At 39.5% G+C, this 25,152-nt stretch carries 22 protein-coding genes and 1 other RNA gene; 10 read left to right on the top strand and 13 right to left on the bottom strand.

From position 1 onward, the window contains the following. Positions 1–18 precede the first annotated feature (18 nt). Positions 19–582 (top strand): porin family protein, encoded by a 564-nt coding sequence (locus R7M72_RS20915; protein ID WP_213870975.1) that lies wholly within the window; start codon positions 19–21, stop codon positions 580–582. 692 nt (positions 583–1,274) lie between these two features. Here R7M72_RS20915 and R7M72_RS20910 read toward each other — a convergent pair. After that, positions 1,275–1,760, bottom strand: a complete 486-nt coding sequence (locus R7M72_RS20910; protein WP_053302978.1) for a DUF6795 domain-containing protein — start codon at positions 1,758–1,760, stop codon at positions 1,275–1,277. Between the two features lie 1,031 nt (positions 1,761–2,791). Between R7M72_RS20910 and R7M72_RS20905 the strand changes: the two genes are divergently transcribed. From R7M72_RS20905 to R7M72_RS20895, 3 genes are read left to right on the top strand one after another with little or no spacing between them, the layout of a single operon-like run. Beyond that, the gene (locus R7M72_RS20905) at positions 2,792–3,919 is read left to right on the top strand and encodes a site-specific integrase (RefSeq protein WP_318056311.1); all 1,128 of its coding nucleotides are present in this window, start codon (positions 2,792–2,794) and stop codon (positions 3,917–3,919) included. Positions 3,920–3,959: 40 nt separating this feature from the next. After that, entirely contained in the window at positions 3,960–4,172 is a 213-nt protein-coding gene (locus R7M72_RS20900; RefSeq protein WP_318056310.1) for a hypothetical protein, read from the top strand. A 12-nt stretch (positions 4,173–4,184) separates the two neighbouring features. Then, positions 4,185–5,618 (top strand): hypothetical protein, encoded by a 1,434-nt coding sequence (locus R7M72_RS20895; RefSeq protein WP_318056309.1) that lies wholly within the window; start codon positions 4,185–4,187, stop codon positions 5,616–5,618. Between the two features lie 73 nt (positions 5,619–5,691). On the opposite strand, the gene R7M72_RS20890 is transcribed toward R7M72_RS20895, so the two are convergent. The 7 genes from R7M72_RS20890 to smpB all read right to left on the bottom strand — a co-directional run bounded on the left by R7M72_RS20890 (position 5,692) and on the right by smpB (position 12,759). After that, entirely contained in the window at positions 5,692–6,555 is an 864-nt protein-coding gene (locus R7M72_RS20890; protein ID WP_318056308.1) for a hypothetical protein, read from the bottom strand. A gap of 507 nt (positions 6,556–7,062) precedes the next feature. Further along, positions 7,063–8,136, bottom strand: a complete 1,074-nt coding sequence (locus R7M72_RS20885) for a serine/threonine-protein kinase (protein ID WP_031814206.1) — start codon at positions 8,134–8,136, stop codon at positions 7,063–7,065. Then, complete coding sequence (locus tag R7M72_RS20880) at positions 8,133–9,194, bottom strand: serine/threonine-protein kinase (protein ID WP_095430117.1); 1,062 nt, start codon at positions 9,192–9,194, stop codon at positions 8,133–8,135. Before R7M72_RS20880 ends, R7M72_RS20885 begins: the two co-directional genes overlap by 4 nt. Continuing rightward, a complete protein-coding gene (locus tag R7M72_RS20875; protein ID WP_318056307.1) occupies positions 9,187–10,332 on the bottom strand; it encodes a PP2C family protein-serine/threonine phosphatase in 1,146 nt (381 codons plus the stop codon). The genes R7M72_RS20880 and R7M72_RS20875 overlap by 8 nt, the downstream gene beginning before the upstream one ends. Before the next feature lie 124 nt (positions 10,333–10,456). Further along, entirely contained in the window at positions 10,457–11,743 is a 1,287-nt protein-coding gene (locus tag R7M72_RS20870) for a site-specific integrase (protein WP_318056306.1), read from the bottom strand. A gap of 96 nt (positions 11,744–11,839) precedes the next feature. Then, positions 11,840–12,207, bottom strand: a transfer-messenger RNA (tmRNA) gene (gene ssrA, locus R7M72_RS20865). 66 nt (positions 12,208–12,273) lie between these two features. Continuing rightward, entirely contained in the window at positions 12,274–12,759 is a 486-nt protein-coding gene (smpB, locus tag R7M72_RS20860; protein WP_005381642.1) for an SsrA-binding protein SmpB, read from the bottom strand. A 119-nt stretch (positions 12,760–12,878) separates the two neighbouring features. On the opposite strand from smpB, the gene R7M72_RS20855 reads away from it, so the two are divergent. Continuing rightward, positions 12,879–13,322 carry an SRPBCC family protein gene (locus R7M72_RS20855; RefSeq protein WP_005381641.1) on the top strand — a complete coding sequence of 148 codons (444 nt, stop codon included), beginning with the start codon at positions 12,879–12,881 and terminating at the stop codon, positions 13,320–13,322. Then, positions 13,312–13,671: an RnfH family protein gene (locus tag R7M72_RS20850; protein WP_256900439.1), complete on the top strand. Its 360-nt coding sequence runs from the start codon at positions 13,312–13,314 to the stop codon at positions 13,669–13,671. Before R7M72_RS20855 ends, R7M72_RS20850 begins: the two co-directional genes overlap by 11 nt. Positions 13,672–13,772: 101 nt before the next feature. Here R7M72_RS20850 and bamE read toward each other — a convergent pair whose 3' ends face one another. The 5 genes from bamE to nadK form a co-directional block, all read right to left on the bottom strand. Beyond that, complete coding sequence (gene bamE, locus R7M72_RS20845; RefSeq protein ID WP_017820585.1) at positions 13,773–14,132, bottom strand: outer membrane protein assembly factor BamE; 360 nt, start codon at positions 14,130–14,132, stop codon at positions 13,773–13,775. A 242-nt stretch (positions 14,133–14,374) separates the two neighbouring features. Next, positions 14,375–14,857, bottom strand: coding sequence for a GNAT family N-acetyltransferase (locus tag R7M72_RS20840; protein ID WP_315956874.1), 483 nt, complete (start codon positions 14,855–14,857; stop codon positions 14,375–14,377). A 21-nt stretch (positions 14,858–14,878) separates the two neighbouring features. Continuing rightward, complete coding sequence (gene recN / locus R7M72_RS20835; protein ID WP_005383750.1) at positions 14,879–16,543, bottom strand: DNA repair protein RecN; 1,665 nt, start codon at positions 16,541–16,543, stop codon at positions 14,879–14,881. Positions 16,544–16,709: 166 nt separating this feature from the next. Then, a complete protein-coding gene (locus R7M72_RS20830; RefSeq protein ID WP_315956875.1) occupies positions 16,710–17,900 on the bottom strand; it encodes a DUF3103 domain-containing protein in 1,191 nt (396 codons plus the stop codon). A gap of 265 nt (positions 17,901–18,165) precedes the next feature. Beyond that, complete coding sequence (gene nadK / locus R7M72_RS20825) at positions 18,166–19,050, bottom strand: NAD(+) kinase (protein ID WP_005381631.1); 885 nt, start codon at positions 19,048–19,050, stop codon at positions 18,166–18,168. Positions 19,051–19,196: 146 nt separating this feature from the next. On the opposite strand from nadK, the gene grpE reads away from it, so the two are divergent. The 4 genes from grpE to dnaJ all read left to right on the top strand — a co-directional run bounded on the left by grpE (position 19,197) and on the right by dnaJ (position 25,100). After that, positions 19,197–19,793 carry a nucleotide exchange factor GrpE gene (gene grpE, locus R7M72_RS20820; protein WP_021034134.1) on the top strand — a complete coding sequence of 199 codons (597 nt, stop codon included), beginning with the start codon at positions 19,197–19,199 and terminating at the stop codon, positions 19,791–19,793. A 417-nt stretch (positions 19,794–20,210) separates the two neighbouring features. Next, positions 20,211–21,485, top strand: a complete 1,275-nt coding sequence (locus tag R7M72_RS20815; protein WP_005381625.1) for a dicarboxylate/amino acid:cation symporter — start codon at positions 20,211–20,213, stop codon at positions 21,483–21,485. A 348-nt stretch (positions 21,486–21,833) separates the two neighbouring features. Then, a complete protein-coding gene (gene dnaK, locus R7M72_RS20810) occupies positions 21,834–23,747 on the top strand; it encodes a molecular chaperone DnaK (RefSeq protein WP_005381623.1) in 1,914 nt (637 codons plus the stop codon). 204 nt (positions 23,748–23,951) lie between these two features. Continuing rightward, positions 23,952–25,100: a molecular chaperone DnaJ gene (dnaJ, locus tag R7M72_RS20805; protein ID WP_017635700.1), complete on the top strand. Its 1,149-nt coding sequence runs from the start codon at positions 23,952–23,954 to the stop codon at positions 25,098–25,100. Positions 25,101–25,152 lie beyond the last annotated feature (52 nt).

The following is a 25,152-nucleotide window of genomic DNA, read 5'->3' as shown; positions in this document are numbered from 1 at the left end:
TTATATTAGGAGAACGAAATGAAAAGCAATGTTGTTACTTTGATTAGCCTTTTTTATTTAGCAACGTTTAGTACTTTATCACATGCTGCGGACTCCAACGATCATGGTGTATATGTTGGCGCCAACTACGGTTACTTAAAAGTTGATGGACAAGATGACTTTGATGATGACAGCGATGTTATTCAAGGTTTAGTTGGTTACCGTTTTAATCCTTACTTAGCGTTGGAAGGTGGTTACATTGATTTCGGTAGCTATGGTAATAACCTAGCAAATGCCGAAACGGACGGCTATACAGCGGCTCTAAAAGTTACCGCTCCCATTGCTGATCGTGTCGACCTTTACGCAAAAGGCGGTCAAATGTGGTACTCGACGGATTACAACGTTGCGGGCTTCCAAGGCAACAAAGATGATGAAGGTGTATTCGCTGGTGCCGGTGTTGGTTTTAAAGTTACTGATAACTTCTTAGTTAACGCAGAATATATGTGGTACGACGTAGAACTCAATGCGGAGAATGTCGCAAACGGTGCAAACACGGAAACAGACTTTAACCAAGCATCACTAGGTGTGGAATATAGATTTTAATATTGTTAACAACTCTAAGCCCTAATAAAAAGCGAAGCCTAAATAGCTTCGCTTTTTCTGAACTCAATCTAGTTGAGGATAATTGAGCGGTTTTTAGAATAATTGTTAGTGTCTTTTACTGTTACGCTACTATATTTAGAGCATTTCTAACATGACTGTCTAACCTTCTTACTAGTCTCGAAAAACAAAGTTTTATCACTCTATAAGTAATACTCGATAGGTCGATCGCTGCGCTACCTGACATTACATTCATGTGACCTAAAATACCGCGGACGTGTTCTGTATACTCGTTTTTTAGTTTTGAAATGTACGCCATAGCTTTAGCTAGTTGATCCCAAGCAGTAAGGCCTACGGTTGCTATTTGTTGTATTATATGACCCAGACCTGAAATTCTTAGTAAGGTCAAAATTGAAGAGACTATTTTACTTACCCAACCATCAGTCATTCGAGCATTATATCTATTGTTGAAGTCAAGAAATACGTTGCGTTCTAGGTAAGTTTGAGATTTGGGTTGTAGTGCCGACCACTCATTACTTGTAGCGGTATTGACATAACCCGGAACAGATTTTTTTCCTAGTCCATGAGCGCAGAAGTAGATGCCAGAACTTCCATCTAGCCGATACTCAATACCACCGTGAGTAAATGGCCAAAGAGGAGACATAGGAACTGGAGTTGCATCATGAGTGCATTATTTAATTTCCATACAAGTCAGAGTCTATATAACCAAATAAGTTACATTGGCTGTTCACGTAGTAGTCATCGTTTTCTTCATCATCAATTGAAAAAGCAAAGTACTTAAGAGGGTTCTCAGTGTCACAAGCAAGGTTAGCCATGTTATTTTTTACGTAATCCTCTATTTTATAACCATCAAAGCTTCCTTCCCAAATAATAGTACTTTCATCATTGCTGAGTTCTGCGACTAAAACAATAGTTACATAGCGATCAATGAGAGGAGTGCTTATGACGTCTTTATTTTCATAGACTGGAGAAAACTCAAAGCGACCAGTACTGTCTGTGAATGTTGATAAGTCTATTGATTTCCCTGACATGCTTAAACCAATACTAAGGCTAACCTTTAGGCTACTAAGTGGTTTTCCTTTCTTTGTTAACACACCATTGATTTGCGGTGTGTATTGATTAACGTGTTCGTCATTCAATTTACTTTCTTCAAAATTCATTACAATGCTCACTAATATGACTGTAATAATTCCAGCAACTTAATTTTTCACAACAATATTTTCATTTTGAAATTTAAAAATCTATATATGTTGTGTTTCTGTTCAATATCTAAGGTTAACTTTGTGATTCGAGTTACATTATTTTTTGTAACTACTGTTTGTAGTCATTACATCTATAGAGTTGTAATGAAACAAGCGAGTAGGGACTAACAATGAATACATCAATCAATTCATCGAGGGAGATGAGTATAGACTTTAGACTTAGATCTAGTTATCTCTTAGAAAGGATAGGTAAGCAGAAAACTTTTAAGTTGCAGGGCTTTTAGTACCATGCTTTCTGCCTTTTTGATTAGTACTTATGAACTTCTTGTTTACTGATTAATACTCAACGAGTTTGTAAACCTACATGGGCCAAAGGTATGCGGTAATCCATGTAGTAAGATTTCAGAAAGCATGAATGTTTGAAAAAGAGACTATTTTAGTTGATACAAAAAAGGCCACCCGAAGGTGGCCTTTTCCAAACGTTTGGTGGAGCTGGCGGGAGGCTGACCACTGCCTGTATAGTTTTTTTAAAACAATAACTTAACTATTGGTTTGTTTGTGTTTAGTACTGAAATATAGGGTGGCTCCAAACCTCTGTCAATGCTTCTATAGTGCCTCTTTCTGATAGTTCTGACGTTTTTCATATGTATGGACGCCAGTTCAACTCCTCAAACCACATACTAGTTCATATATGTCAGTTGATTACCGCATACCACAACGTGAATCACGACAATCAAAATAAAAAATAATATTTTTATTTGCAGTGTAAGTCACAAAACTAACATGTGATCTTTGTTCCAAATGTCGAATATTTCATTTTTGAACAGTGTTCATTTGTCATTGTACTACCAAACAGAAATTTGTTTCAAAGCTGATATTACTAGCTTTAACAATTTGAAGACTAAAAAATGTGCTTATTTGCAGAGTTAGTAGATTCGTAATAAATTCTCGCTAAGACAAGAAATGAGCTGAAATTGATTGGAGATTTTATGAGGAAAAAAGAAATTGATAGTCTTATTGATTCGTACTGTGGTTATTTGAAGCACAAAGATATACTTGAAAAGACTATTTATGACATAAGAAATAAGTTAGGTAGAATAATGTCAATAGTAGATAAAGATATAAATAAGTGGACAAAGAAAGATGCTCTAGAAATTTACTATGGTATACACGAACTTCCAGCTTACTTAATGCACAATAAAAAATATAAAGGAATGGCGACAAAAGAGATACTTGAGGTTGTAAGAGGGACTAACTATAGAAGAATCTCAAGTGAGACGGTAAAAAAATATTTAAATACAATAAAGTCATTTTATAAATGGGTGATTGGGTTTGGATATGCAAAAGTAGATATATTTGAAAACATTAACGTGGCAAAAAGTAAGGTTAAAGATAATGAGAGAAGAAAGGCATATTCAGAAAAGGATTTAAAACTAATTTTTAATGATGAGATATTTCATGATAGTAAGCACTCGGGTTCTTTTAGGTACTGGATAGTTATTATTGCTGCTCTACTAGGTATGAGGCAGAGTGAAATATCACAGTTATACAAATCAAATATAAAAGTTATTAATGGTTTTTGGTGTATAGCAGTAGAAGCAAAATTTAAAGACCAGAGGATAAAGAATAGAAAGTCTATAAGACTAATTCCAATACCAAATGAATTAATAAGACTAGGATTCTTAGACTTTGTTAGTTCATGTGAAGACGGGCCAATCTTTAAAGATATTAATAGATGTGATAAAGATGGTTATGGACGAGATGTTTCTAGGTGGTTTAGTAAAACTAAAGATAAATTAGGATTTTGTAATAAATATACGTTTCACTCTTTCAGGCATTATTTTATTAATAACCTTAAACAAAAAGGAGTTGATCTGGCTATAGTCTCTGAAATAACAGGGCATACATATAATAGTGTAGCATTTGAGAATTATGGAAAAGATTACTCTTTAAAGGAAAAGAAAAAAATTATAGATAAATATTCTAGTGAAACAATAAAAAGTCTTCCTAGGACATATCCAAAAGCTAGAAAGAATAAATATAGATTACGTGATGGATTTTTATCTTGTCTAATTTGTTTGGTTGATCTTGATAAATTCAAAGCATTTAACTTTTAAATAAAAATAGAAATATAAATATATTAAGTTGAGGATTCTTATGATAAAGAAAGAAATTGAATATGATGTGTGTCATAAATGCAAAGAAGAAAACTACCTATGTTTGGATATTAAATTCAACTTTGATGTTCTATATAAATTATTACCGAGTTTTGATATTGATGATTTGGACGATGAAGATATGGAGTTTTATCATGCTTCAAGTTCGTATTATTGTTACGGTTGTAATGAAACTTACAGTGTTGATATTTAAAGAAGGTTATCAATGATTAATATAAAAAAATTTCTTAGTTTCTCAAACTCAGCTAAAAGTGATATTGAAGATACAAATAAAGAAGACATAGATTATAGTGTCGAAAAAGGAAACGATCATGTCAGTTATGTTGATGAAATTGAAAATGATGTTGTTGAAGATGAGGCTGATGTAATGGGTGTTAATGTTGAAGATATTCATTCAGAAGAACTGAGGAGTAAATTGTTTTATGGGGTTCTATCCGACTTTGTAAATATTATATGTGGTGAATCTGAAGCGTTGGAAATGGCATTAGCCTCAGAGATTATAACTGCAATATCTATATCTATACCTAGTGGATATTTATGGACACCATATGCAATGACTAAAACGACTCCTAGGTTAAATACTATTATCGTAGCTGATACAGGTGCAGGGAAAGGTCTTTCTACTAGCCAGTTTAACATTATAAGAGAAAGGATAAATGAAAAGTATCCGGGATTAGTTACTCCTTACTTGATGGGAGGTATAACAACAATTGAAGGTGTTATTTCCAAAATAAGAGATGTAGATGAGGACAAAAATAACAACCATGAAATAGTTGATTCAGTAGGTAATCAGTTATTAATACATGATGAAGAAATATCTAGAATGTTTATTAGTGCAAAGAAAAAGCCTGACATAAGTCAGACTTTAAGAGGTTTTTTTGATGGGGTAGAAGTTGCTTCGAATACTAAATACAACCCAATTAAATGCAAAAAGCCTCATGTTGGGATGTTTGGTCATATTAGTAAAGAAGAGCTTGGAGATGTAGTTAATGATATTGATATATACAACGGATTTCTTAATAGATTTGTTCTTATATACGATCAGCGAACTAAGAGTATTCCTTTCCCACCAAAAATTGAAGATAAAAGTATTGATTATTTAGTGGAGAAGCTTTCAGATATTATAAATTGGACAAAGGAGGAAGAAAGAGAAATGAAGTATTCGGAGTGCTACATAGATTTATATAGCAAAAAGTATGAAGAGTTGAGAAACTTAGGAGAAAACAAAATTGAAAAAGCACTATTAACGAGAAGTGCTAAATATACTGCAATGTATGCCATGATATTTGCAGCTTTAGATAAAAGTACAGTAATAGATAAAGGGCATTTAGAATCAGCATTAGCTTGGGTAAATGTTTGGGAGAAATCTGTAAAATACATTTATCAATCATATAGTCAATCAATATTAAATGAGAATAAATTAGAAAGAAAGAAAAAAATAATAGAATTTATTAACCGAGAGATAAAAAGTAAGAAATTGAACTCGATTGGAAAAACTCCAATTACAAAAGCATTTAGTGGTAAATACTCATCTAAAGAAATTACTGAAACGTTGAAAGAATTGCAGTTAGATAAAAATTCAAAAATTAAAATCGTTAATAAAAAGCGTAATGCAATGGAGATATCCATTCATGATTAGAGTTTAGTTAAAGCTCCGAAACCTCAGAATTTACTCTCAGTATTCTGAGGTTTCGGCGTTTAAATTATATCGCCTATTTTATTCTTTTTCCTGATAGTTGTTCTATCTTTTGTATGGAGTTATATACTATATCTCTATTAACATTGTTTTGTTCTTCGTTTAAAAACTCTCTGTATGATTTTTTTAGACGATTCATTTGACGGTTAATTTGTTTACTGTCATTTTTTTCAAATGCCATCATCCACTTTTTAATTTGATTGGATATTTTTATGAACTTCTTGCTTTCTTGAGACTCTTTAGATAAAGAGTTTTTGTTTGCTTTCCAAACCTCTAATTTTTTTCCTCTAGATAATTCTAGAGGAGTATAGTCATTAATATTATAATTTAAATGTTTTAATACTGAGGTTGTGTAAGAATGTTTTATTAATTTTGTGAACTGTTTTTTTTGTAGTTCAGTAACTACTCGTATTTGTCCATCAAAAACAACTTTAGGAATAATTAAGTGGACATGATCTCCTGTTCCATGTTTAATGTTTTCATTTTGTTGATGAACTACACATCTTACACATTTTAAAAAATTATTAAATTCAACTTTGGTTAATTTACAGTGCTTTCTGACTTGGAGACATATATCATAAATAACCTTTTTCCACTCATCCTCATTAGGTCTGTATCCTTTTGGTAGAGTTAAACAAAATTCCATTGCATATGATTCTAATCGTCTTCCTCTCGATTTTTTTATAATTCGGTTTAGGTTAAAATTTTCTCCAAGTAATGATATTTTTCTTACTGTGTCTGCACTCCCAATAAGAGAAATTATTTTGGTTGTATTTTTATGATTTGGGTGAGATTGTGAGGTTAGATACCTTTCTCTTAAAAATAATCCTTTTGATTGCCACTTTACTGGCTGTGTTATGACTGTCCAATTTCTAATCATTTTATTTAAGTTTAAATTTTTGTTTTATGAAAAAGCAAATAATTATTACTGAGGTGAGTTCAAGATAGGTCAAATCGCTTCGCTTTAATTTTACATTCTTGGCAGGGGATTCCCCTGCACCCCTTTTTTTTTAAATATTTTTTATTATTATTAGTAATAAAATGAATTTTTCAGAGACAGTTTATCATGACCAAAATTGGGAAAAACTATACAGTGAAGCTAATATTAAAGTACTAGAGCATTGTGTTAAATCTAGGTTGGTTACTAACACAAACATTAGAGATAAAACTATTCTAGTAAAAAAATTGGAACGTATAATATTTATTATTAATTGTTCCATTACGTTACACGATATCCACGTTAATAACATTATCACGTTAGAAGATGATGAAAAATTTAATCAGGAAGTGGAAAGAAGAGCTGGTGAGATTATTGGGGTTATCTCTAAGAATCTGGTTGATTCGATACTTCCCCTACACAATATCTAAAGGGAAGTATCGCATTTGTTTATTGTTTTAACCGGAGTACAGGCAATGCTCTATCTGCCCCTCCGCCATTGTATTTAGAGAACAATACCTTTTCACCTACTTCTGGTTTAGAACCATAAATAGATTCAACATGGTAAAAAACATCATTCTTATGAGGAACAGTAATAAATCCCCAAGCATTATATTCAAGGTTTTTTATTCTGCCTATATGACGTGGACTTACTTGATAGCATAACGAGCTACATAGTGATACTAACTCATCGGCCGTAGGTCTTTTGTCAGGATCTACAACAAGACACTTTTTAATGATGTCTTTTAATTGACTCGTTAAGTAACTAAATTGTGGATTTGCTGTAAGGAAGCTAGGGAAATCCGCATATTTTCCAGTAACAATGTGCTGTACGGCTTTTAGGCCAGAGCCAAAGGGTTTTACACCTGTTAGAAGTTCATAAGTCATCGCTCCTAAAGACCAGATATCTGCCTTTAAACTCATCTCTCTTGGTGTATCAATGGCTTCTGGTGCCATGTAAGGTAGAGCACCTACTGCTGTTGCTGAGGCATTTGTAGCATCCTCACCACCCTCAACTGCCTCAACAATTTCCTCTTCTGCCATTTTTGCAATACCAAAATCCGTAATCTTGATGCTATCTAATTGAAAGTCGTTAATAATCATTACGTTAGTTGGTTTAAGATCTCGGTGAATAACGCCTGCATGATGAGATGCAGCTAATCCCTTAGCTAAATGGTGAAGAATCCTCGCAACTAAGAAAGGGTCTAAATAATCTACTCTAGATATTAAGGCTAGAGATAGGTCAGCTCCATCGATAAATTCTTCGATTAGATAGTTACGCCCATCCTCCGATATGTAATCTAGAGTTTTTGCGACGTTTGGGTGATTGACTCTTGCAGATACAATGGCACTTCTTTGGAATCGTTTTTCCGCAGAATCATTTTTTGGGGTTTTTAAGGCAACACTTCTACCCAGTAGTTGATCTTGTGCTAGATAAACATATTGCATACCACCTTCACCAACATATTCTTTTATTAGATATCTAGATGCTATACAGTCGCCAGACTTATGTGGGCCTTTCATAGTGTTACCTCTGGATTAGATACGTCAAAGGTAACAAATTTTCTGCTACCTTTTCTACTTTGGTCTCCTAATGCTATAACACATGCACCTTGTAAGACTGTCGTCTCACTGATAAACATGTTGTTGATGAAGATCTCACCTTGTACGTCCGTAATCTTGAACTCTAAGCCATCGTATTGTAACGAGCATGATGCGATAGGTTCGTATTTTATGCTCGCTTTCCTTGAATCTGAGTTCAATATATGAGGTTTTCCATTAAAAACTGTTATCGCTTGATGCTTATCTACTAGCAGGTATTTCCCAATTTCGTCTCTCATTTTTACCATGCTTGGACGACGCTCAGCATCATGATCAAAGCATGCTTCTAGAAGTGGAATAAGCAAAGGATAATTATTGAACATGGTGCTGCTGAATACACCATCAGGAAGAGGTTGAGGAGGGCACATAGTCAATACTTTAGGCAAGTTACCAGTAGCAAAGTACAGTGCAATAGCCCCAAAGGCATATGTATCGACTGCTGAGGTAAATGTTGCTTCAGGCCAACAGAATTGCTCCGGAGCTGCGAATCCAAAAGTACCTTTAAAACCAGCAGTTTTTGCTTTCTCACCTTCTGATCGAGCAAGGCCAAAGTCAAAAATCTTAACAATAGATTCTGCATCAATCTTCATGTTGTTGGGCTTTATGTCTCGATGGATTACATCTGCTTTGTGGATATCAGCTATACCCGAAGCTATTTGCCATAAAATTTTGAGGATATCATCCGGACTATGTGACTCTGAAGGAACACTAAGTAAGTCATTTCCCTCGATGTACTCCATTACAATTCCAAAACTGCTTGAATCTGTGGGTACAATATCGTAAATCTGAACTACGTGCTTGGAACGAAGCTTCATTAAAGCATCTATTTCATCTTTTAAACGGTGAGAGTCCGATTCATCTTTTATATACTTTATTGCTACCTTTCTTTTTAAGATAGAATCGTTATAAAAATGGACATCACTGAAGCCTCCGCTCGCTGAGTCTTCTAATGGTATGTACCTTGACATATGGCTAGTCATCAAAATCCATCCTTAGCTGTGGCTTTTGCTCATCATCTGAAGCATCTGCATTATCATCATCAGTTTTTTTCGCTTTCGAGTTTGCTCTTTTTCGAGGGGCTTTTTTCTTCTCACTTTTATTCTCCAAACCATCAGGCTGCGGCTCTGAATTAGCTTTTTCAGGAACAACCTCTTTGTTAAGATGCTCTCCCTCTACTTCTGAAGGTGAAAGGTTTTGGAGGTTATGTTTTGCATTTATATCTGGCACTTCAGTCGGTTGAGCTTTCTCAATCCCAATCAAAAAAACATCACTATTGTAGTCACAAAGGTGTAATGTGCCTGTAGGGGTGTTCTTTCCGAAATGGAATAATGTTGATGGCTCTATAGTCACGAGAGCCGTAGCGTTGTCATGCCCTCCACACCAATTAGACACGTCTATAAGTCTCTTTGATAACTCTATTGGGCTAATGTTCTGTGATACGAGAGAGGATAGAGTCTGAGATGGTATATAATGTACTCCATCGCTTGTGAGCAATAGCTTTTGTATATTAGATGTATTTGGCAGTTTGATAATATGAGGCTCGATATCACTACCCATACCAATGTACTGAATTAAGTTATTATTGAAACTAGATGCTACTTCTTGCTGCTTTAATTGTCCCGCAATCGTATCGTCAACAGATAATTGTTCAAACTTTCCATTTTTTAGTTGGCAATAAATTCGGCTATCGCCAACATTAATACTGATAGAGTTTCCATCGCTGTCAAATATAAAAGCTGAAAGAGTAGAGCCACCGTTTCCTTGGTATTGTGCATAAACTGCCTTATCAGCCTCTAAGACAGCTTTTTTGATCCGATCTTCTATATTCATCGATCTATTTCTTATGCAGCTAGACAAAAAAACGGAGATAGCCAATGAAGCACATTTAGAACCGTCGGACATTCCACCCATACCATCGCAAAGTACTCCGACTACGAATGCCTTCGCCTTGCTGACTTGGGCACGTAAAAGCACAGCTCTATCTTGATTCTCTTCTCTACGAGTACCGATATCAGAAGCGATAGAAATGGGTAAGTCATCAAGAATATGTGTGGAACGACGAGGACTCGGTCGCTGTAGCCAGTTGTGCAACTGAAGTGTAATAGTGTCTTGATCCATAGTAATGAACTAACTCTCTTTAGGCTCTTACCGTAATATACTAAAATATAACATAAATTAGTTATTTAAAAGATGTTTCGTGGCTCTTGGTTTGGTGTAAGCTATTGAATGTATTTTATTTTTTTTATGTTTTTTCTTTAACTTCCTGAAATGGGATGCTGAGCAGACTTATGGCTTTGGCTAACTGTTCTGTATCTATTTGTTTTCCGTACCTGTCATACGTAATGTTGTTATGAGCATGGCCTAGTATTTCGCCTGCCACAACAGAGGATACCCCCTGTTTTTTAAACTCTGTTGCTACTGTATGCCTTAATGAATGGAAATCGTGACCTCTGCCAAAGCCTAATTTCTTCTTCACTCGAGCAAACCACTTAGAAGCAGCACTACTAAATCCATCTCTTGTGTTTTTTAGATCTGGGAAAATACGCTCGCCCTGAAGAGACTGTATGTAATTTATAAAGCCTAACTCGATCAATGTATCGTGGATGGGAACAATTCGTCGACTAGATGTATTTTTGAGTTTTTGTCCTTCATATCTGTCGTCGATTTGTATAACCCATATATTTTTAATTTTGTATACATCCGCTTTATAAAGCTGACATAGCTCGTTAAGCCGTGCTCCCGTGAGGCACCCTAAGATTGGTAGCCAATAGTAATAGGAATACTTGTATTGTTTGAGAGTGTATACCTCGGTGCTAAAAATCTTGGTCAAGTCTTCTGTGGTATAAGCTTTTTTAGCTTCTCTATCACTACGTGTTTTCTTGAATTTCATACCTTTAAAAGGGTTGAGGTCAGTGAGTTCCATCTGTACGCACCACTCGAAGAATGATGACGCTTTCTGTATATAATCACGAACAGACTCAATACTAAGCGTAGGTAGTTTTAGCAGTTTGTTGTCTTCGATAATTTGGAGACAATTTTTTCCTTTAAAGTGAGACTTTTTCTTTGCGTTAACGGGATAGTGAAGAAGTAGTTTTCTTACTTCTTCTGCTTCTAATCGTCTGATATCCGAAATTTCTTTTTTATTCAACAGAGACAAAATGATAGAAATTTTAGCATGAGCTAGTTCGACCGCTTTATCACTAATGATGCCTCGTTTCGAGTCTATGTATCTATTGAGACATGTAAATGGGCTAAGGGGGTGGTTTACTTTAGTTCCATCCCGAGGACTCTGAGGATTCTGAGGATTTAGTGGTACTGGTTTAATTCTATCAGAATAGGAGGTGTTAGTTTTGATAGCATGTCGAATTTTAAGCTCGAGCTTTAGTGAATCTATGATCGCTTGTTCTTTTTCGCATAAACCAAAAGATTTTTTTAATTCAGAAAGGCCTGAAAACAGATGGCGGTGGCGTGGGGGGATCTGGAATCGGAAATGCCAAATACCACTTTTGGTAACTTTTAGATAACGCATGTTCAGTACCTGTTTTTAGTACCAACAGCTAATATTTTAATGTTATAAAAACAAAAAGGGCGGTAAATCAGTGATTTACCGCCCTTTCCAAACGTTTGGTGGAGCTGGCGGGAGTTGAACCCGCGTCCGAAAACCGTTCATCATTGGTACTACATGCTTAGTCGATCTTTAATTTCGCCATCCACCTGCGAACCGACACGCTAATGAATGACTAGCCTGAATTAAAATTCGCCGTTCATCTCTCAGGCGGGAGAATCCGGGCTAGCGCGTTTGGGTTTGATCCCTCGTTATTCCCCGTCTTACGTGCGGAAGCTAGGGCGAGAGAGCTCTTAGCAGGTTATTAAGCTGCTAGTGCGTAGTTTTCGTCGTTTGCGACTATTTTTTTGCGGTTTGTTAACGAGGCCTACCGCACCTCGGCATGCACCTCAGACTTCTGAATTCCCGTCGAATCCTAAATCAGCCCCAGGTAATATTCGCATAGTAACAGAAAAGCATTGGCTGTCCAGTACTATGCGTTTAAGTGGTCAAGATTAACGCAGCGCGCTCTTCATTACGCGTGCTTTTTCTCTTGCCCAGTCTTTTTCTTTTAGATCCGTACGTTTATCGTGCAGCTTTTTACCTTTTGCTACGCCAATTTTTAGTTTCACCCAAGAGCGAGACCAGTACAGTGAGAGGGCCGTTAATGTCATACCTTCACGGTTTACACGTCCGAATAGGTTATCCAGCTCACGACGACTCATTAGTAGTTTACGCACACGTGTAGGGTTCGCCACAACGTGTGTCGATGCCTGATTTAAAGGAGTGATTGTCATGCCACTCACAAAGGCTTCACCGTCACGCATAAATACGTAACTTTCAGAAATATTGGCTTTACCTTGGCGAAGGGCTTTCACTTCCCAACCTTGGAGCTCCAAGCCAGCTTCGATTTCATCATCGATGAAATACTCGTGGCGAGCTTTTTTATTCAGCGCGATAGTATTGCTACCCGCTTTTTGTTTCGTTTTTTTCTTTGCCATAATAGCGTCATTATACGGGTTGGATATCGGATAGGAAATCCTTTTATTTGCGCAATCGTGGAATAAAAGTAAAATTGGCGAGTAGCTTTAAATCTGTACATGTATCGATAGGAGTATGTATGAAGCAAGTCAGCCGTTCTGCGCTTGTGTCTTTTAGCGCCGAACAGATGTTCAATCTGGTTAATGATGTTGCTAAATACCCTGAATTTCTGCCTGGTTGCTCGGGCTCTAGAATCATTGAGTCTTCGGGGAATGGTATGGTGGCTTCTGTCGATGTGGCGAAGGCTGGAATCAGCAAAACGTTTACGACTTCAAATGAGTTGATCCCCGGTCAGGCAATTATGATGAACTTGGTGGATGGCCCGTTTAAGACGTTGCGTGGTGGTTGGATTTTTACCGCGTTAGATGAGCAAGCTTGCAAGGTGGAACTAAAGCTTGAGTTTGAATTCTCAAGTAAAATGATTGAGATGGCCTTCGGTAAGATTTTTAACGAGCTTACTAGTAATATGGTAAATGCATTTACTAAACGCGCAAAACAGGTCTACGAGTGTTATGAGTATTGAGTCAGATATGATTCACGTTGAGGTTGTCTACGCTCTTCCTCATGAACAGCGTGTATTTAACTTAGTGGTAAATAATCACGCAACGGTAGAAGATATCATTCGACAATCCGGTGTATTGGAGTTGTACCCTGAAATTGATTTGTCCAAGAACAAAGTGGGTGTGTTTAGTCGTAACGTGAAGTTGGATGCGACCGTTCGAGATCGAGATCGAATAGAGATTTATCGTCCGTTACTTGCCGATCCGAAAGAGATTCGCCGTAAGCGGGCGGAGCAGGCTAAAACCGAGGGGAGTGCAGACCCAGTCACCGGTGGCAAGCCTAGTTCTGTACGTAAAAATAAGCAGGATTAATATTAACCCAATAGCTCATGTGAGTTACTCAAAGTTTGACTAACATGATTTCTATATAATAAAAAACCTCCCAAACGGGAGGTTTTTTTGCAAAAGTCAGTTTACTGAATTTGCTCGTAAAATGCGTCACTTTTTGGAAAGTCACCACTGATGTCTGCGAGCGTGCCTTGGTCATTAAAGTTTACAATCAGATCTTTCTGTACTGGTTCGCCATGGCCAGGAGTATGATGATAGATGTAATACCAAGTGTTTGGATAGCCGTTTTCAATAAGCATTGGCGACCCTAATACGAAGCGAACCTGTGCTTTAGTCATCCCAAACTTTAATTTATCAACCGCACTTTGTTCTACATAGTTGCCTTGGTTGATATCAATACGATAAACCAGTCTTTCCAATACCGAACATCCTGTCAGCAATGTCATTGCTAATGGTACGGCAACTAACCACTTCTTTAATTGCATAATAATTTCTTAGTAACCTTTAAAATACTGCGCTGATAATAAACAAGCTCGACGCAGATGTAAAAAGCTATGCGTCGTATGGTAGACAATCTGACAACGAATTTTGAGTTGAGTTGCATTTATTCACCGATATTAGACGGTAAATGTCACCACATGACGTATTAGTTAGGTGACGAAGAGCAAATTTCAATCGGAAGTAGGGTGATGGACGCTTTCAGCGGTGAGCCAAGCCTAGTGACTCGTTAGTCGGTTTTGGCGAATTCGCGTAATGCATCACCTGAAAAACGATAATACTCTTTTTCATGAATTAGTGTTGCACCAATTGAGCGGTAAAACTGACCTGCGTTAGGGTTACTACTTTCAGCTGTCCAGTCCAACCTTTGGCATCCACACTTGATCGCCAAAGATGCCAGATACTTCATTAACTTGAGACCAACCCCTTTTCCTCGAACCTTCGAAGATACGAACAGATCTTTTAAGTACATCTGCCCTGAGAGTTTTGGGGCAGGGAACATGACGGTATAAGATGCAAAGCCTACGACGTCATCATTATCGTAAACCGCAATGATATTAACACCAGAATGTTCAGAGAAGACTTGGCTCTTTAGATAATGGACCAGATCGTGTTTTGATGAAGCTTTTTCTTTGAAGTAGTAATGTTCTAACTCAATAAAAATAGGGATGAGATCTAAGCAGTTGGTTTTGTGTATTGCTCTGATATCCATATCTCATCCCTTGTCGATTTATTAAGCGGCGATAAGCAGTTCTTTTGCGTTTGCCAACGTTGAGTCGGTTATTTGACTACCACCAAGTAAGCGAGCTAATTCTGCCACACGTTGTTGTTCATCTAATGCGTGCATTTGGGTTTCGGTTTGGCCTGCTTTGGTTTGCTTAGCAACAAACATTTGTTGATGGCCGCATCCGGCAACTTGAGGGAGGTGAGTGACACACAATACTTGAGTAGATTCGCCAAGCTTGCGTAGCATTTTGCCCACTACGGCAGCTGTTGGGCCACTAATACCTACGTCCACTTCATCGAAGATTAAACTTGGTGTATCTACTTTCTGAGCGGTGATCACTTGGATAGCTAGAGAGATACGTGATAGCTCACCGCCTGACGCAACTTTTGCTATAGGTTGCAATGGTTGTCCCGGGTTGGTCGATACTAAGAAGCACACGCTGTCCATGCCAAGCGGCGATGGGTGCGTGTTGTCATTGCTAACTTCGATACTGAATACTGCTTTCTCCATGCTCAATTCGTGCATGCTTTGTGTGATCAGTTTGTTCAGTTCTTTTGCGTAACGGCTGCGTGATTTGTGCAGTTTTTCTGCTTGTGTTAGAAAGCTTTGGTACTTGTGTTCTACTTCTTGAGCAAGTTCATCTAAACGTTCATCGGAGCAATCTAACGCTTCTACTTGGGCCAGAAGATCTTGATGATGCTGGTAGAGTTCTTCTGGCATTACGTGGTGTTTACGAGCTACAGACATCACTTTAGAAAAACGTTCTTCTACATAAGCCATACGAGCTGGATCAACATCGATGCCATCTAAGTAGCTGCGTAATTCATTCTTCGTTTCTTCAAGTTGAATCATCGCTTCTGACAGCATGTTAGGTAGCTCAGATAGCTTTTCATCTAATTCGGCTAATTGAATTAGGGAGTGATTGGCCGATTGCAAAATACCAAGCGCATTGACTTCTTCACCTTCGTAAATAAGTTCGATGGCTTGCTGACAGGTAGTGGCGAGTTCACCACTGTTGGATAGTCGTTTATGCTCTTGCTCGAGCTCTGCAAATTCTTCTTCACCTAGCGATAACTCATTCAGTTCTTTGATTTGGTATTCAAGCAACTGTTTTTGCGCCTGGTTTTGCTGGCTATTTTCTTTTAGCTGCTTGAGGTTATTATCCGCCTGACGCCAATGCTGGTAAGCACTTCGTGTGCTTTTTAGTAGGTTTAAATGCCCAGCATATTGGTCGAGCATGGCCATTTGGTGCTCACTTTTCATCAATTGATGATGAGCGTGCTGCCCATGGATATTGATAAGTAGCTGCCCTAGAGATTTGAGTTGTGATAGTGGAACAGGGCTGCCATTAATGAAGGCTCTTGAGCGGCCTTCTTTTGTGATAATACGACGCAAAATACACTCACTGCCATCTAGCAGATCGTTATCTTCTAACCAACGTGTTGCATGTAAGTTGTTGTCCAATAAAAAAGCGGCGCTAACTTCGGTTTTCTCTTCACCTTGTCGCACCATGCCGGCATCGGCTCGTCCGCCTAAGCAGAGCCCTAAAGCATCGATAGCAATGGATTTACCCGCGCCTGTTTCACCTGTAATGGTGGTCATGCCCTTAGAAAGCTCGAGTTGTAAAGACTTAACAATCGCAAAATTATTAACACTTAGATGAGCCAGCATTTTATTTACCTGTATAACTGAACAATACTGTATAAGGGAACAGTATATACTGTTTCTTTATACAGTAAAGTCAGGTAGGGAAAATTTTCTTTGTAGGCTGTTTTTTTGTGATGAAGTGGGAAAAATGAGCCGATGTGATTACAACGACTCATTAAAATTGAACAGGTTACGGACGAGTTGGGTTAATCGTTAGTGGTTCTAGTGTGACGACTGCATTCACACCTGCACCTGGGTGATCTACGTATGAAGTATCTTGCATTAGAGTGTAGTAAACGTCGACGAAGTCATCATCATTCGTGAGTACACCATCGGGGATAGTGTCGATGATCTTGTTCGTGATTTGCGGAATAATCGCGTAAGCCTGAACTTCTGGATCTGGAATCGCTTTCAATACTTCTTCGGCAACTTGAACAAGGAGTTTTGCCAATTGTTTATAGTCTGTGCCGTCATCTTGCTCCATGAGCACAATGTCTGCCGCACCCCAGCGGTAACGAGACCAGTGAATAATGATCTGATTTGGATAGTAATCTTGGTTATCGTAGTCTAAGTATGGAAGCTCCACCAAATCGAGAGTAGGTTCATCACGACTTGGATTGACGCCCGTTACGATAGCGTAGATTTCTGCCTTGCCAGAGATCCAAGGTTCTTTGTCATCGGCTAGACGGATCTTTTTCAACTGCGTGGTTTGAATTGGAGCCGCTTCGCCCACTGTGCTACTTGACAATAGCGGTGTATTTTGGCGTTGTTCATCAGCAATATATGGTTGAACTAAAGCTGGTTGACCGAGTTTTTTCATCTCAGCTTGCATAGCTTGCAAGCCTGCTTTTAGCTCTGCAGAGCTATTGTTATCAACGACAAGTACAGGTACCTCAGGGAGCTGGTAAACATCGAGTTGATGGATGTTGCCATAAACATCAAATGCTTCGATGTATTGCCAATTCTCATCATCACCACTTGGTTCAAATGCAAATAATGGCTCGACCTCGCCACTTTGCCATGCTGTTATCATGGCTTCATTTGCCAAGCGAACTTCTAACAACTGATCAGAGTATTCAGAAATACCTTTCCAGCTACGAATTTGAGTGTCAGCTTGTACAAGCTGGCGGCTGAACTCTGAGTTAGGGTTTTGCTTAACAAATGCTGATACAGACACGTTAGTCTGTTGCGGAGTAATATCTCTTCTCAGCATGGGTTCAATGGCAGCATAATTCTCACTCAATTGTTGAGCTAGGGCCCGTTTCGTCTTAGTGATATCTTCCGCTTTTGCATTGGACACACTGTTGACTTGCGTTTCCTCTGATTGGCAGCCAATAAGTGCTAATGTACTGAGAACAGACAGAATGATGGTTTTCTTCATAATATGTCCTTTATTGATTGTATGAAATAGAGTTAATACTCTATTCATGGTGAGAATATCACCGGACATAGATCATTGAATTTGCTTTTCTATCTTTTGTGTAAAGTTTGCCCACAGGATCAAAATTTATAAGCTTCTCTTTAATGATGACAAATATCGTGTCGCCTCACTACTTTGTGTCTATTTCTTGTCTAAGAAAGCCAAAAGCCAGTAGCAATTGAGCTGCTGGCTTTTTTATTGAAGTTATTACCCTGAGTAACAAGTGTTAGAACAATTTACTAGACCAGCCAAGCTTATTCCGTAAGACGTGATAGTAGCTGTAGTCTTTTGGATGGATGAGCTTTAGTACATTTGGACTTTGATAGATGTGAATTTCGTCGCCAGGGGTAACTGGAAGTGAGACTTGTCCATCACAGCTAACTTCTTGTGTTCCACGGTTTTCTGGTGATACCACCAATTTAATTCGACGTTTTCCATCAACCACCAAAGGTCGACTCGACAATGTATGCGGGAACATTGGCACGAGTGAAATGGCATTCAAGCTAGGAGAAAGAATTGGGCCGCCGCCAGAAAGTGAATATGCCGTCGAGCCAGTCGGAGTGGAGACAATCAAACCGTCGGCCCGTAAAGAGAAGGCGAAGCTTTCATCTATGTACACTTCAAATTCAATCATATGGGCAATTTGCCCTGGGTGAAGTACGGCTTCGTTTAGCGCAGCGTTATGACTCTTTATTTGTCCGTGGCGGTGTACTTCCGCCTCTAAAAGAAAACGCTCCTCTTCAATATACTCACCGTCGAGTACCGCTTGCAGAGACGCTTGGAAGTCGTCTGGGTTCAAGTCAGTTAAGAAGCCCAGATTTCCACGGTTCACGCCTATAACTGGTACATCAAATCGGGATAAAATTCTTGCTGCACCTAGCATGTTGCCATCGCCACCAACCACAATGGCTAGATCGGCATTTTTTCCTAGTTCAACTAAGCTAGCAAACTGACTCTGTGGGATATCATCCAGTATTGCGGCAAGGCGATCGTCAATGAATACTTTATAGCCCTCAGAGGTCAACCATTGGTACAACTCTTTATGAGTTTGAATTGCTTGTTGATCTCTTGGTTTTCCGATAATCGCGATCACGTTACATGGATTTTTCATAGCATTTCCGCATTAAAGAGGCTTGAATCAGGAATCTTCATCCCCATAATAATGGCAAGTCACCTAAATATGCGAATTTTTATGTGGTTAAAGCCCGCAAAAACGCGCATGGCTTTAAGGGCATTATGTTGAATTCTGGAGATATCATGAGCAACGAAGAAAACAAAGTTACAGAAGAAGAGCTTGATCAAATCATCGAAGAGGCTGAAAAAGTAGAAGCTGAAGCACAAGAAGTTGAAGCTGAGCTTGAAGAGCTTGGTGATGAGACAGACGCTAAGATTGCTCAACTAGAAGCGGCACTATTGTCTAGCGAGGCAAAAGTAAAAGAGCAACAAGATGCGGTGTTGCGTTCTAAAGCTGAAGTAGAAAACATGCGTCGTCGCACTGAGCAAGAGATCGATAAAGCACGTAAGTTTGCGTTGAACAAGTTTGCAGAAGAGCTGCTTCCTGTTATTGATAACCTAGAGCGTGCAATTCAAGCGGCAGATACAGAGAATGAAACTGTGAAGCCGTTCCTAGAAGGCGTTGAACTAACACATAAAACGTTTGTAGACGTTGTAGCGAAATTTGGCTTGAAAGCAATCAACCCTGAAGGTGAAGCATTCAATCCAGAGTTCCATCAAGCGATGTCGATTCAGGAGAGCCCTGATCATGAATCAAACACTGTTATGTTTGTTATGCAAAAAGGTTACGAACTAAACGGCCGTGTGATTCGTCCGGCAATGGTAATGGTTGCTAAGTAACTTTAACTACCTGTTTTTTAAATATAAAAGCGCCCATCATTTTTGATGGGCGCTTTTTTGTTTTAAACATAAATGACTGCATCGAACTTCGTTGTATATCGATAAATGAAAATTTGATCCCCTTCATATTTTTTCCTATTGGTTAATTATTTTCCTATAGGAGATTTTCTCTCATCTCGCTGCGTGTTTATTAACGGAAAGGGCTATAAGTGATTGTAATCATTCGTTGTGTGAATATTTGTTCTGCATAGGAATGTAAATATAGTCATTTTTTCTAAAACAATGTCGTTAACAAAAATGTAAATTATCACTTTATTTTGTAACTTCGGTGTGTATGATTTGCGACTAATGCTTTAAAAGTAAGTATATATAACTACAAAAATGTAAATAGTAAACACAACATATCGGAGATTTATAATGGATAAATCGCTTTCTAGTAAGATTTTTATAGGCTTGTTTGCCGGCCTTGTGCTGGGGACAGCAATTCAGTACTTATTTAGCGGTATTGCGATTTTTGATACATACCTACTTGGAGCAGCAGAAGGTGTTGGCGGCATGTTCGTCTCACTGATCAAATTGCTTGTTGTTCCTTTAGTTTACGTTTCAATCGTATGCGGCATTGTTGACTTGAAAGACATCAGTGCATTTGGTCGTCTTGGTGGAAAAACTTTTACCCTTTACATTCTTAACACCATCATTGCGATTACGGCGGCTTTGACTGTTGGCTTGATCTTCCAGCCAGGAGCGGGCGCTAATCTAGCAGGAACGGTATCTGAGGCTGTACAGCTGACAACGACAGAGACGCCGGACATTTTCTCTTTAGTTGTTAACATTGTTCCTAGCAATCCTGTACAAGCGTTTGCTAGCGGCGACATGCTGCAAATCATCTTTATGGCAATTTTGACGGGGCTTGCAATTCAAGCTTTGGATTCTCGTGGTGGCCCAGCTATTCGCACATTCAAAATGGCAAATGAAATCATGATGAAATTGGTTGGATTAGTGATGAGTCTTGCACCATATGGTGTGTTCGCACTAATGATTCAACTAGGTGCAACGCTAAACGCCAATACATTAATGTCCGTTGCCGGTTACGTGGCTTTGGTGGTTGCGATGTTGGTGTTCTGGATCTTCTTCTTCTACCCAATGGCAGTGAGTATTGCGACAGGAACTTCTCCAAAGACTTTCCTACGTGCAACTCGTGAGCAGATTCTTTTCTCTCTATCTACCGCGAGCTCAAACGCGACTATCCCGGTAACGATGCGCACACTGACAGAAAAGCTTCAGGTCTCTAAATCGGTTGCTGGCTTCGGTGTACCACTGGGCGCAACGATGAATATGTCTGGTGTGTCTATCTATATTGCTCTAGCAACGATGTTTGTTGCGAACGCTTTTGGCCAGCCAATTAACACCGCAGACATCTTCACACTTGGCTTAACTATTCTTCTGTTATCTATTGGTGCTGGCGGCGTTCCTGGGGGCGGCGTGGTAATGGTAGGCGTTTTGCTTCACCAACTAGGTTTACCACCTGAAGGTTTAGCAATCATTGCAGCGGTCGACCGTATAAATGATATGTTCTGTACATCATCTAACGTTGTCGGCGACACGGCAGTGAACACCATTGTTGCAAAAACAGAAGGTGAGATAGGTAAAGAAGAAGGTGTTGATGCTGAGCCTGCTCAAGCGAACGCCTAATACCTTGAATAATTTATTTTAACCCTAATATTGAAGCGAGCTCTTATGAGCTCGTTTTTTATTTAGGAAGAGTCGGACATAAATAAATTTATCTGGGGAAATGACGTTTTGTTGCGCTACAGCAGTGTGACGAGTTCCCAACTAATCAGAAAGAAACACATAAATTTCGAAAAAAGACGCTTTTTTTTAATTCTGCCCTTGAAAAGCATTTTGCCGCCCTTATCTATGTGGCATAGAGAAGCAAACATTGATTATTTTTGTTTGTGAGCAAGGGTTGAAACCCGATTCTCCTCCCCCCACATTGGGGTTATAACCAAACGAAAATAGAATTTATTCGGAGATAGCCAGATGGGTAAAATCATTGGTATTGACTTAGGTACTACTAACTCATGTGTTGCTGTATTAGACGGCGACAAACCACGTGTAATTGAAAACGCAGAGGGCGAACGTACTACTGCATCGGTTATTGCTTACACTGACGGTGAGACGCTAGTAGGTCAACCAGCGAAACGTCAAGCAGTAACTAACCCAGAAAACACGCTATTTGCAATTAAGCGTCTAATCGGTCGTCGTTTTGAAGACGAAGAAGTTCAGCGTGACATCGAAATCATGCCTTACAAAATCGTTAAGGCTGACAACGGTGATGCTTGGGTAGAAGCGAAAGGCCAAAAAATGGCAGCTCCTCAGGTTTCTGCTGAAGTTCTTAAGAAAATGAAGAAAACTGCTGAAGACTTCCTTGGTGAGGAAGTAACTGGCGCAGTTATCACAGTACCTGCTTACTTTAACGATGCTCAGCGTCAAGCGACAAAAGATGCTGGCCGTATCGCAGGTCTAGAAGTTAAACGTATCATCAACGAACCAACGGCAGCTGCACTAGCTTACGGTCTAGATAAGAAAGGCGGCGATCGCACTATCGCGGTATACGACCTTGGTGGTGGTACATTCGATATTTCAATCATCGAAATTGATGAAGTTGAAGGCGAGAAAACATTCGAAGTTTTAGCAACTAACGGTGATACTCACCTAGGTGGTGAAGACTTTGATAACCGTCTAATCAACTACTTGGTTGATGAGTTCAACAAAGAGCAAGGCATCAACCTTAAGAACGACCCACTAGCAATGCAGCGTGTTAAAGAAGCAGCAGAGAAAGCGAAAATCGAGCTTTCTTCTACTTCTCAAACAGACGTAAACCTACCTTACGTTACTGCAGATGCAACTGGTCCTAAGCACATGAACATTAAAGTGACTCGTGCAAAACTAGAATCTCTAGTTGAAGACCTAGTACAACGCTCTCTTGAGCCATTAAAAGTAGCTTTAGCTGATGCTGACCTATCAGTAAACGACATCACTGACGTAATCCTAGTTGGTGGTCAGACTCGTATGCCAATGGTTCAAGCGAAAGTTGCTGAGTTCTTTGGTAAAGAAGCGCGCCGTGACGTAAACCCTGACGAAGCAGTAGCAATGGGTGCTGCAGTTCAAGGTGGTGTACTTGCTGGTGACGTTAAAGACGTACTACTACTAGACGTAACTCCACTGTCTCTAGGTATCGAGACAATGGGTGGCGTGATGACTAAGTTAGTTGAGAAGAACACAACTATCCCAACTAAAGCGAACCAAGTTTTCTCTACAGCGGAAGACAACCAGAGCGCGGTAACTATTCACGTTCTACAAGGTGAGCGTAAGCAAGCGATGTACAACAAGTCTCTAGGCCAATTTAACCTAGAAGGCATCCAGCCTGCACCACGTGGTATGCCACAAATCGAGGTTACGTTTGACCTTGATGCGGATGGTATCCTACACGTGTCTGCGAAAGACAAGCAGACTGGTAAAGAGCAGAAGATCACTATCCAAGCTTCTGGCGGTCTAAGCGATGAAGACATCGAGAAAATGGTTCAAGAAGCAGAAGCTAACAAAGAAGCGGACAAGAAGTTCGAAGAGCTAGCGACTGCACGTAACCAAGCTGACCAAATGATTCACGGTACTCGTAAGCAAGTAGAAGAAGCTGGTGAAGCGCTACCTGCAGAAGAGAAAGAGAAGATTGAAGCAGCAATTTCTGAGCTAGAAACAGCACGTAAAGGCGAAGACAAAGAAGCTATCGATGCTAAAGTTCAAGCACTAATGACCGCTTCTCAAAAGCTGATGGAAATCGCTCAACAACAAGCTCAAGCGCAGCAAGCACAAGGTGCTGACGCAGGTGCACAGTCTAAAGAAGACGACGTTGTAGATGCTGAGTTCGAAGAAGTTAAAGACGACAAGAAATAATATTTCTTAACCAGATGGCTGCATAGCCATCTGGGGTCGATAAGACTTCGTGTGCGGGCGTTTGGGGCAACTCTTACGCCCGTCTGTTTGTAAACGCTGTCTTTCTAGTTAAGTATGTTGCAGACAAGTGCACTTACCTAGAACGATACAAACACCAAGCGGTGAATCGATGCCGTTTGTAGTAATTAACTGGTGACGAAGAACATGTCAAAACGTGATTTTTACGAAGTATTAGGCGTAAGCCGTGATGCCTCAGAGCGCGATATCAAAAAGGCGTATAAGCGTCTAGCGATGAAATTCCACCCAGACCGAAACCAGGGTGATGATTCTGCGGCGGACAAGTTTAAAGAAGTAAAAGAAGCGTACGAAGTTCTGACCGACCCTCAAAAGAAAGCGGCGTACGACCAATACGGTCATGCAGCTTTTGAACAAGGCGGCGGTGGTTTCGGTGGCGGCGGCTTTGGCGGCGGCGGTGCTGATTTCGGCGACATCTTTGGCGATGTATTCGGTGACATCTTTGGTGGTGGTCGTCGTGGCGGTGGTGGCCACCGTGCCCAGCGAGGTGCTGACCTACGTTACAACATGGAATTGACGCTAGAAGAAGCGGTTCGTGGTGTAACGAAAGAGATCGAAGTACCGACACTAGTACACTGTGATACCTGTGATGGTAGTGGCGCGAAGAAAGGTTCATCTGCTGAAACATGTGGTACCTGTCATGGTCATGGTCAAGTACAGATGCGCCAGGGCTTCTTCGCAGTGCAACAAACCTGTCCTACCTGTCACGGCAAAGGTAAAATCATTAAAGACCCTTGTAATGAGTGTCATGGTCAAGGTCGTAAGCAGAAAACAAAAACACTTAACGTTAAGATCCCGGCAGGTGTTGATACTGGCGATCGTATTCGCCTATCTGGCGAAGGTGAAGCGGGAGAAATGGGGGCGCCTGCTGGCGACTTGTATGTACAAGTGCACGTGAAAGAGCACCATATCTTCGAGCGTGATGGCAACAACCTATACTGTGAAGTGCCAGTAAGCTTTGCGATGGCAGCTCTAGGTGGTGAAGTTGAAGTACCAACTCTAGATGGTCGCGTAAGCCTAAAAGTACCTTCAGAAACGCAAACAGGTCGTATGTTCCGCATGCGTGGTAAAGGTGTGAAAGGCGTTCGCGGTGGCGGTATCGGTGACTTGATTGTTAAGTTGGTTGTCGAAACACCAGTAAATCTAAGCTCACGCCAAAAAGAACTGCTCAAAGAGTTTGAAGAATCTTGTGGTGGTGAAGCGGCGACAAAGCACAAGCCTAAATCAGAAGGCTTTTTCAACGGTGTGAAAAAGTTCTTTGATGATTTAACCAGCTAAGACTTTAGTGAAAAGCACAAATACAAAGGCCTGCTAAAATGCAGGCCTTTTT

It is taken from the genome of Vibrio sp. YT-18 (genome assembly GCF_033337345.1).
Taxonomy (GTDB): domain Bacteria; phylum Pseudomonadota; class Gammaproteobacteria; order Enterobacterales; family Vibrionaceae; genus Vibrio; species Vibrio alginolyticus.
This window is presented reverse-complemented; position numbering and strand designations above follow the sequence as displayed.

Bases quoted from the DNA above. Each gene is read 5' to 3' on its own strand.
- R7M72_RS20915 (WP_213870975.1), top strand. From the start codon at position 19: ATGAAAAGCAATGTTGTTACTTTGATTAGCCTTTTTTATTTAGCAACG.
- R7M72_RS20910 (WP_053302978.1), bottom strand. From the start codon at position 1,760: ATGAATTTTGAAGAAAGTAAATTGAATGACGAACACGTTAATCAATAC.
- R7M72_RS20905 (WP_318056311.1), top strand. From the start codon at position 2,792: ATGAGGAAAAAAGAAATTGATAGTCTTATTGATTCGTACTGTGGTTAT.
- R7M72_RS20900 (WP_318056310.1), top strand. From the start codon at position 3,960: ATGATAAAGAAAGAAATTGAATATGATGTGTGTCATAAATGCAAAGAA.
- R7M72_RS20895 (WP_318056309.1), top strand. From the start codon at position 4,185: ATGATTAATATAAAAAAATTTCTTAGTTTCTCAAACTCAGCTAAAAGT.
- R7M72_RS20890 (WP_318056308.1), bottom strand. From the start codon at position 6,555: ATGATTAGAAATTGGACAGTCATAACACAGCCAGTAAAGTGGCAATCA.
- R7M72_RS20885 (WP_031814206.1), bottom strand. From the start codon at position 8,136: ATGAAAGGCCCACATAAGTCTGGCGACTGTATAGCATCTAGATATCTA.
- R7M72_RS20880 (WP_095430117.1), bottom strand. From the start codon at position 9,194: ATGACTAGCCATATGTCAAGGTACATACCATTAGAAGACTCAGCGAGC.
- R7M72_RS20875 (WP_318056307.1), bottom strand. From the start codon at position 10,332: ATGGATCAAGACACTATTACACTTCAGTTGCACAACTGGCTACAGCGA.
- R7M72_RS20870 (WP_318056306.1), bottom strand. From the start codon at position 11,743: ATGCGTTATCTAAAAGTTACCAAAAGTGGTATTTGGCATTTCCGATTC.
- smpB (WP_005381642.1), bottom strand. From the start codon at position 12,759: ATGGCAAAGAAAAAAACGAAACAAAAAGCGGGTAGCAATACTATCGCG.
- R7M72_RS20855 (WP_005381641.1), top strand. From the start codon at position 12,879: ATGAAGCAAGTCAGCCGTTCTGCGCTTGTGTCTTTTAGCGCCGAACAG.
- R7M72_RS20850 (WP_256900439.1), top strand. From the start codon at position 13,312: ATGAGTATTGAGTCAGATATGATTCACGTTGAGGTTGTCTACGCTCTT.
- bamE (WP_017820585.1), bottom strand. From the start codon at position 14,132: ATGCAATTAAAGAAGTGGTTAGTTGCCGTACCATTAGCAATGACATTG.
- R7M72_RS20840 (WP_315956874.1), bottom strand. From the start codon at position 14,857: ATGGATATCAGAGCAATACACAAAACCAACTGCTTAGATCTCATCCCT.
- recN (WP_005383750.1), bottom strand. From the start codon at position 16,543: ATGCTGGCTCATCTAAGTGTTAATAATTTTGCGATTGTTAAGTCTTTA.
- R7M72_RS20830 (WP_315956875.1), bottom strand. From the start codon at position 17,900: ATGAAGAAAACCATCATTCTGTCTGTTCTCAGTACATTAGCACTTATT.
- nadK (WP_005381631.1), bottom strand. From the start codon at position 19,050: ATGAAAAATCCATGTAACGTGATCGCGATTATCGGAAAACCAAGAGAT.
- grpE (WP_021034134.1), top strand. From the start codon at position 19,197: ATGAGCAACGAAGAAAACAAAGTTACAGAAGAAGAGCTTGATCAAATC.
- R7M72_RS20815 (WP_005381625.1), top strand. From the start codon at position 20,211: ATGGATAAATCGCTTTCTAGTAAGATTTTTATAGGCTTGTTTGCCGGC.
- dnaK (WP_005381623.1), top strand. From the start codon at position 21,834: ATGGGTAAAATCATTGGTATTGACTTAGGTACTACTAACTCATGTGTT.
- dnaJ (WP_017635700.1), top strand. From the start codon at position 23,952: ATGTCAAAACGTGATTTTTACGAAGTATTAGGCGTAAGCCGTGATGCC.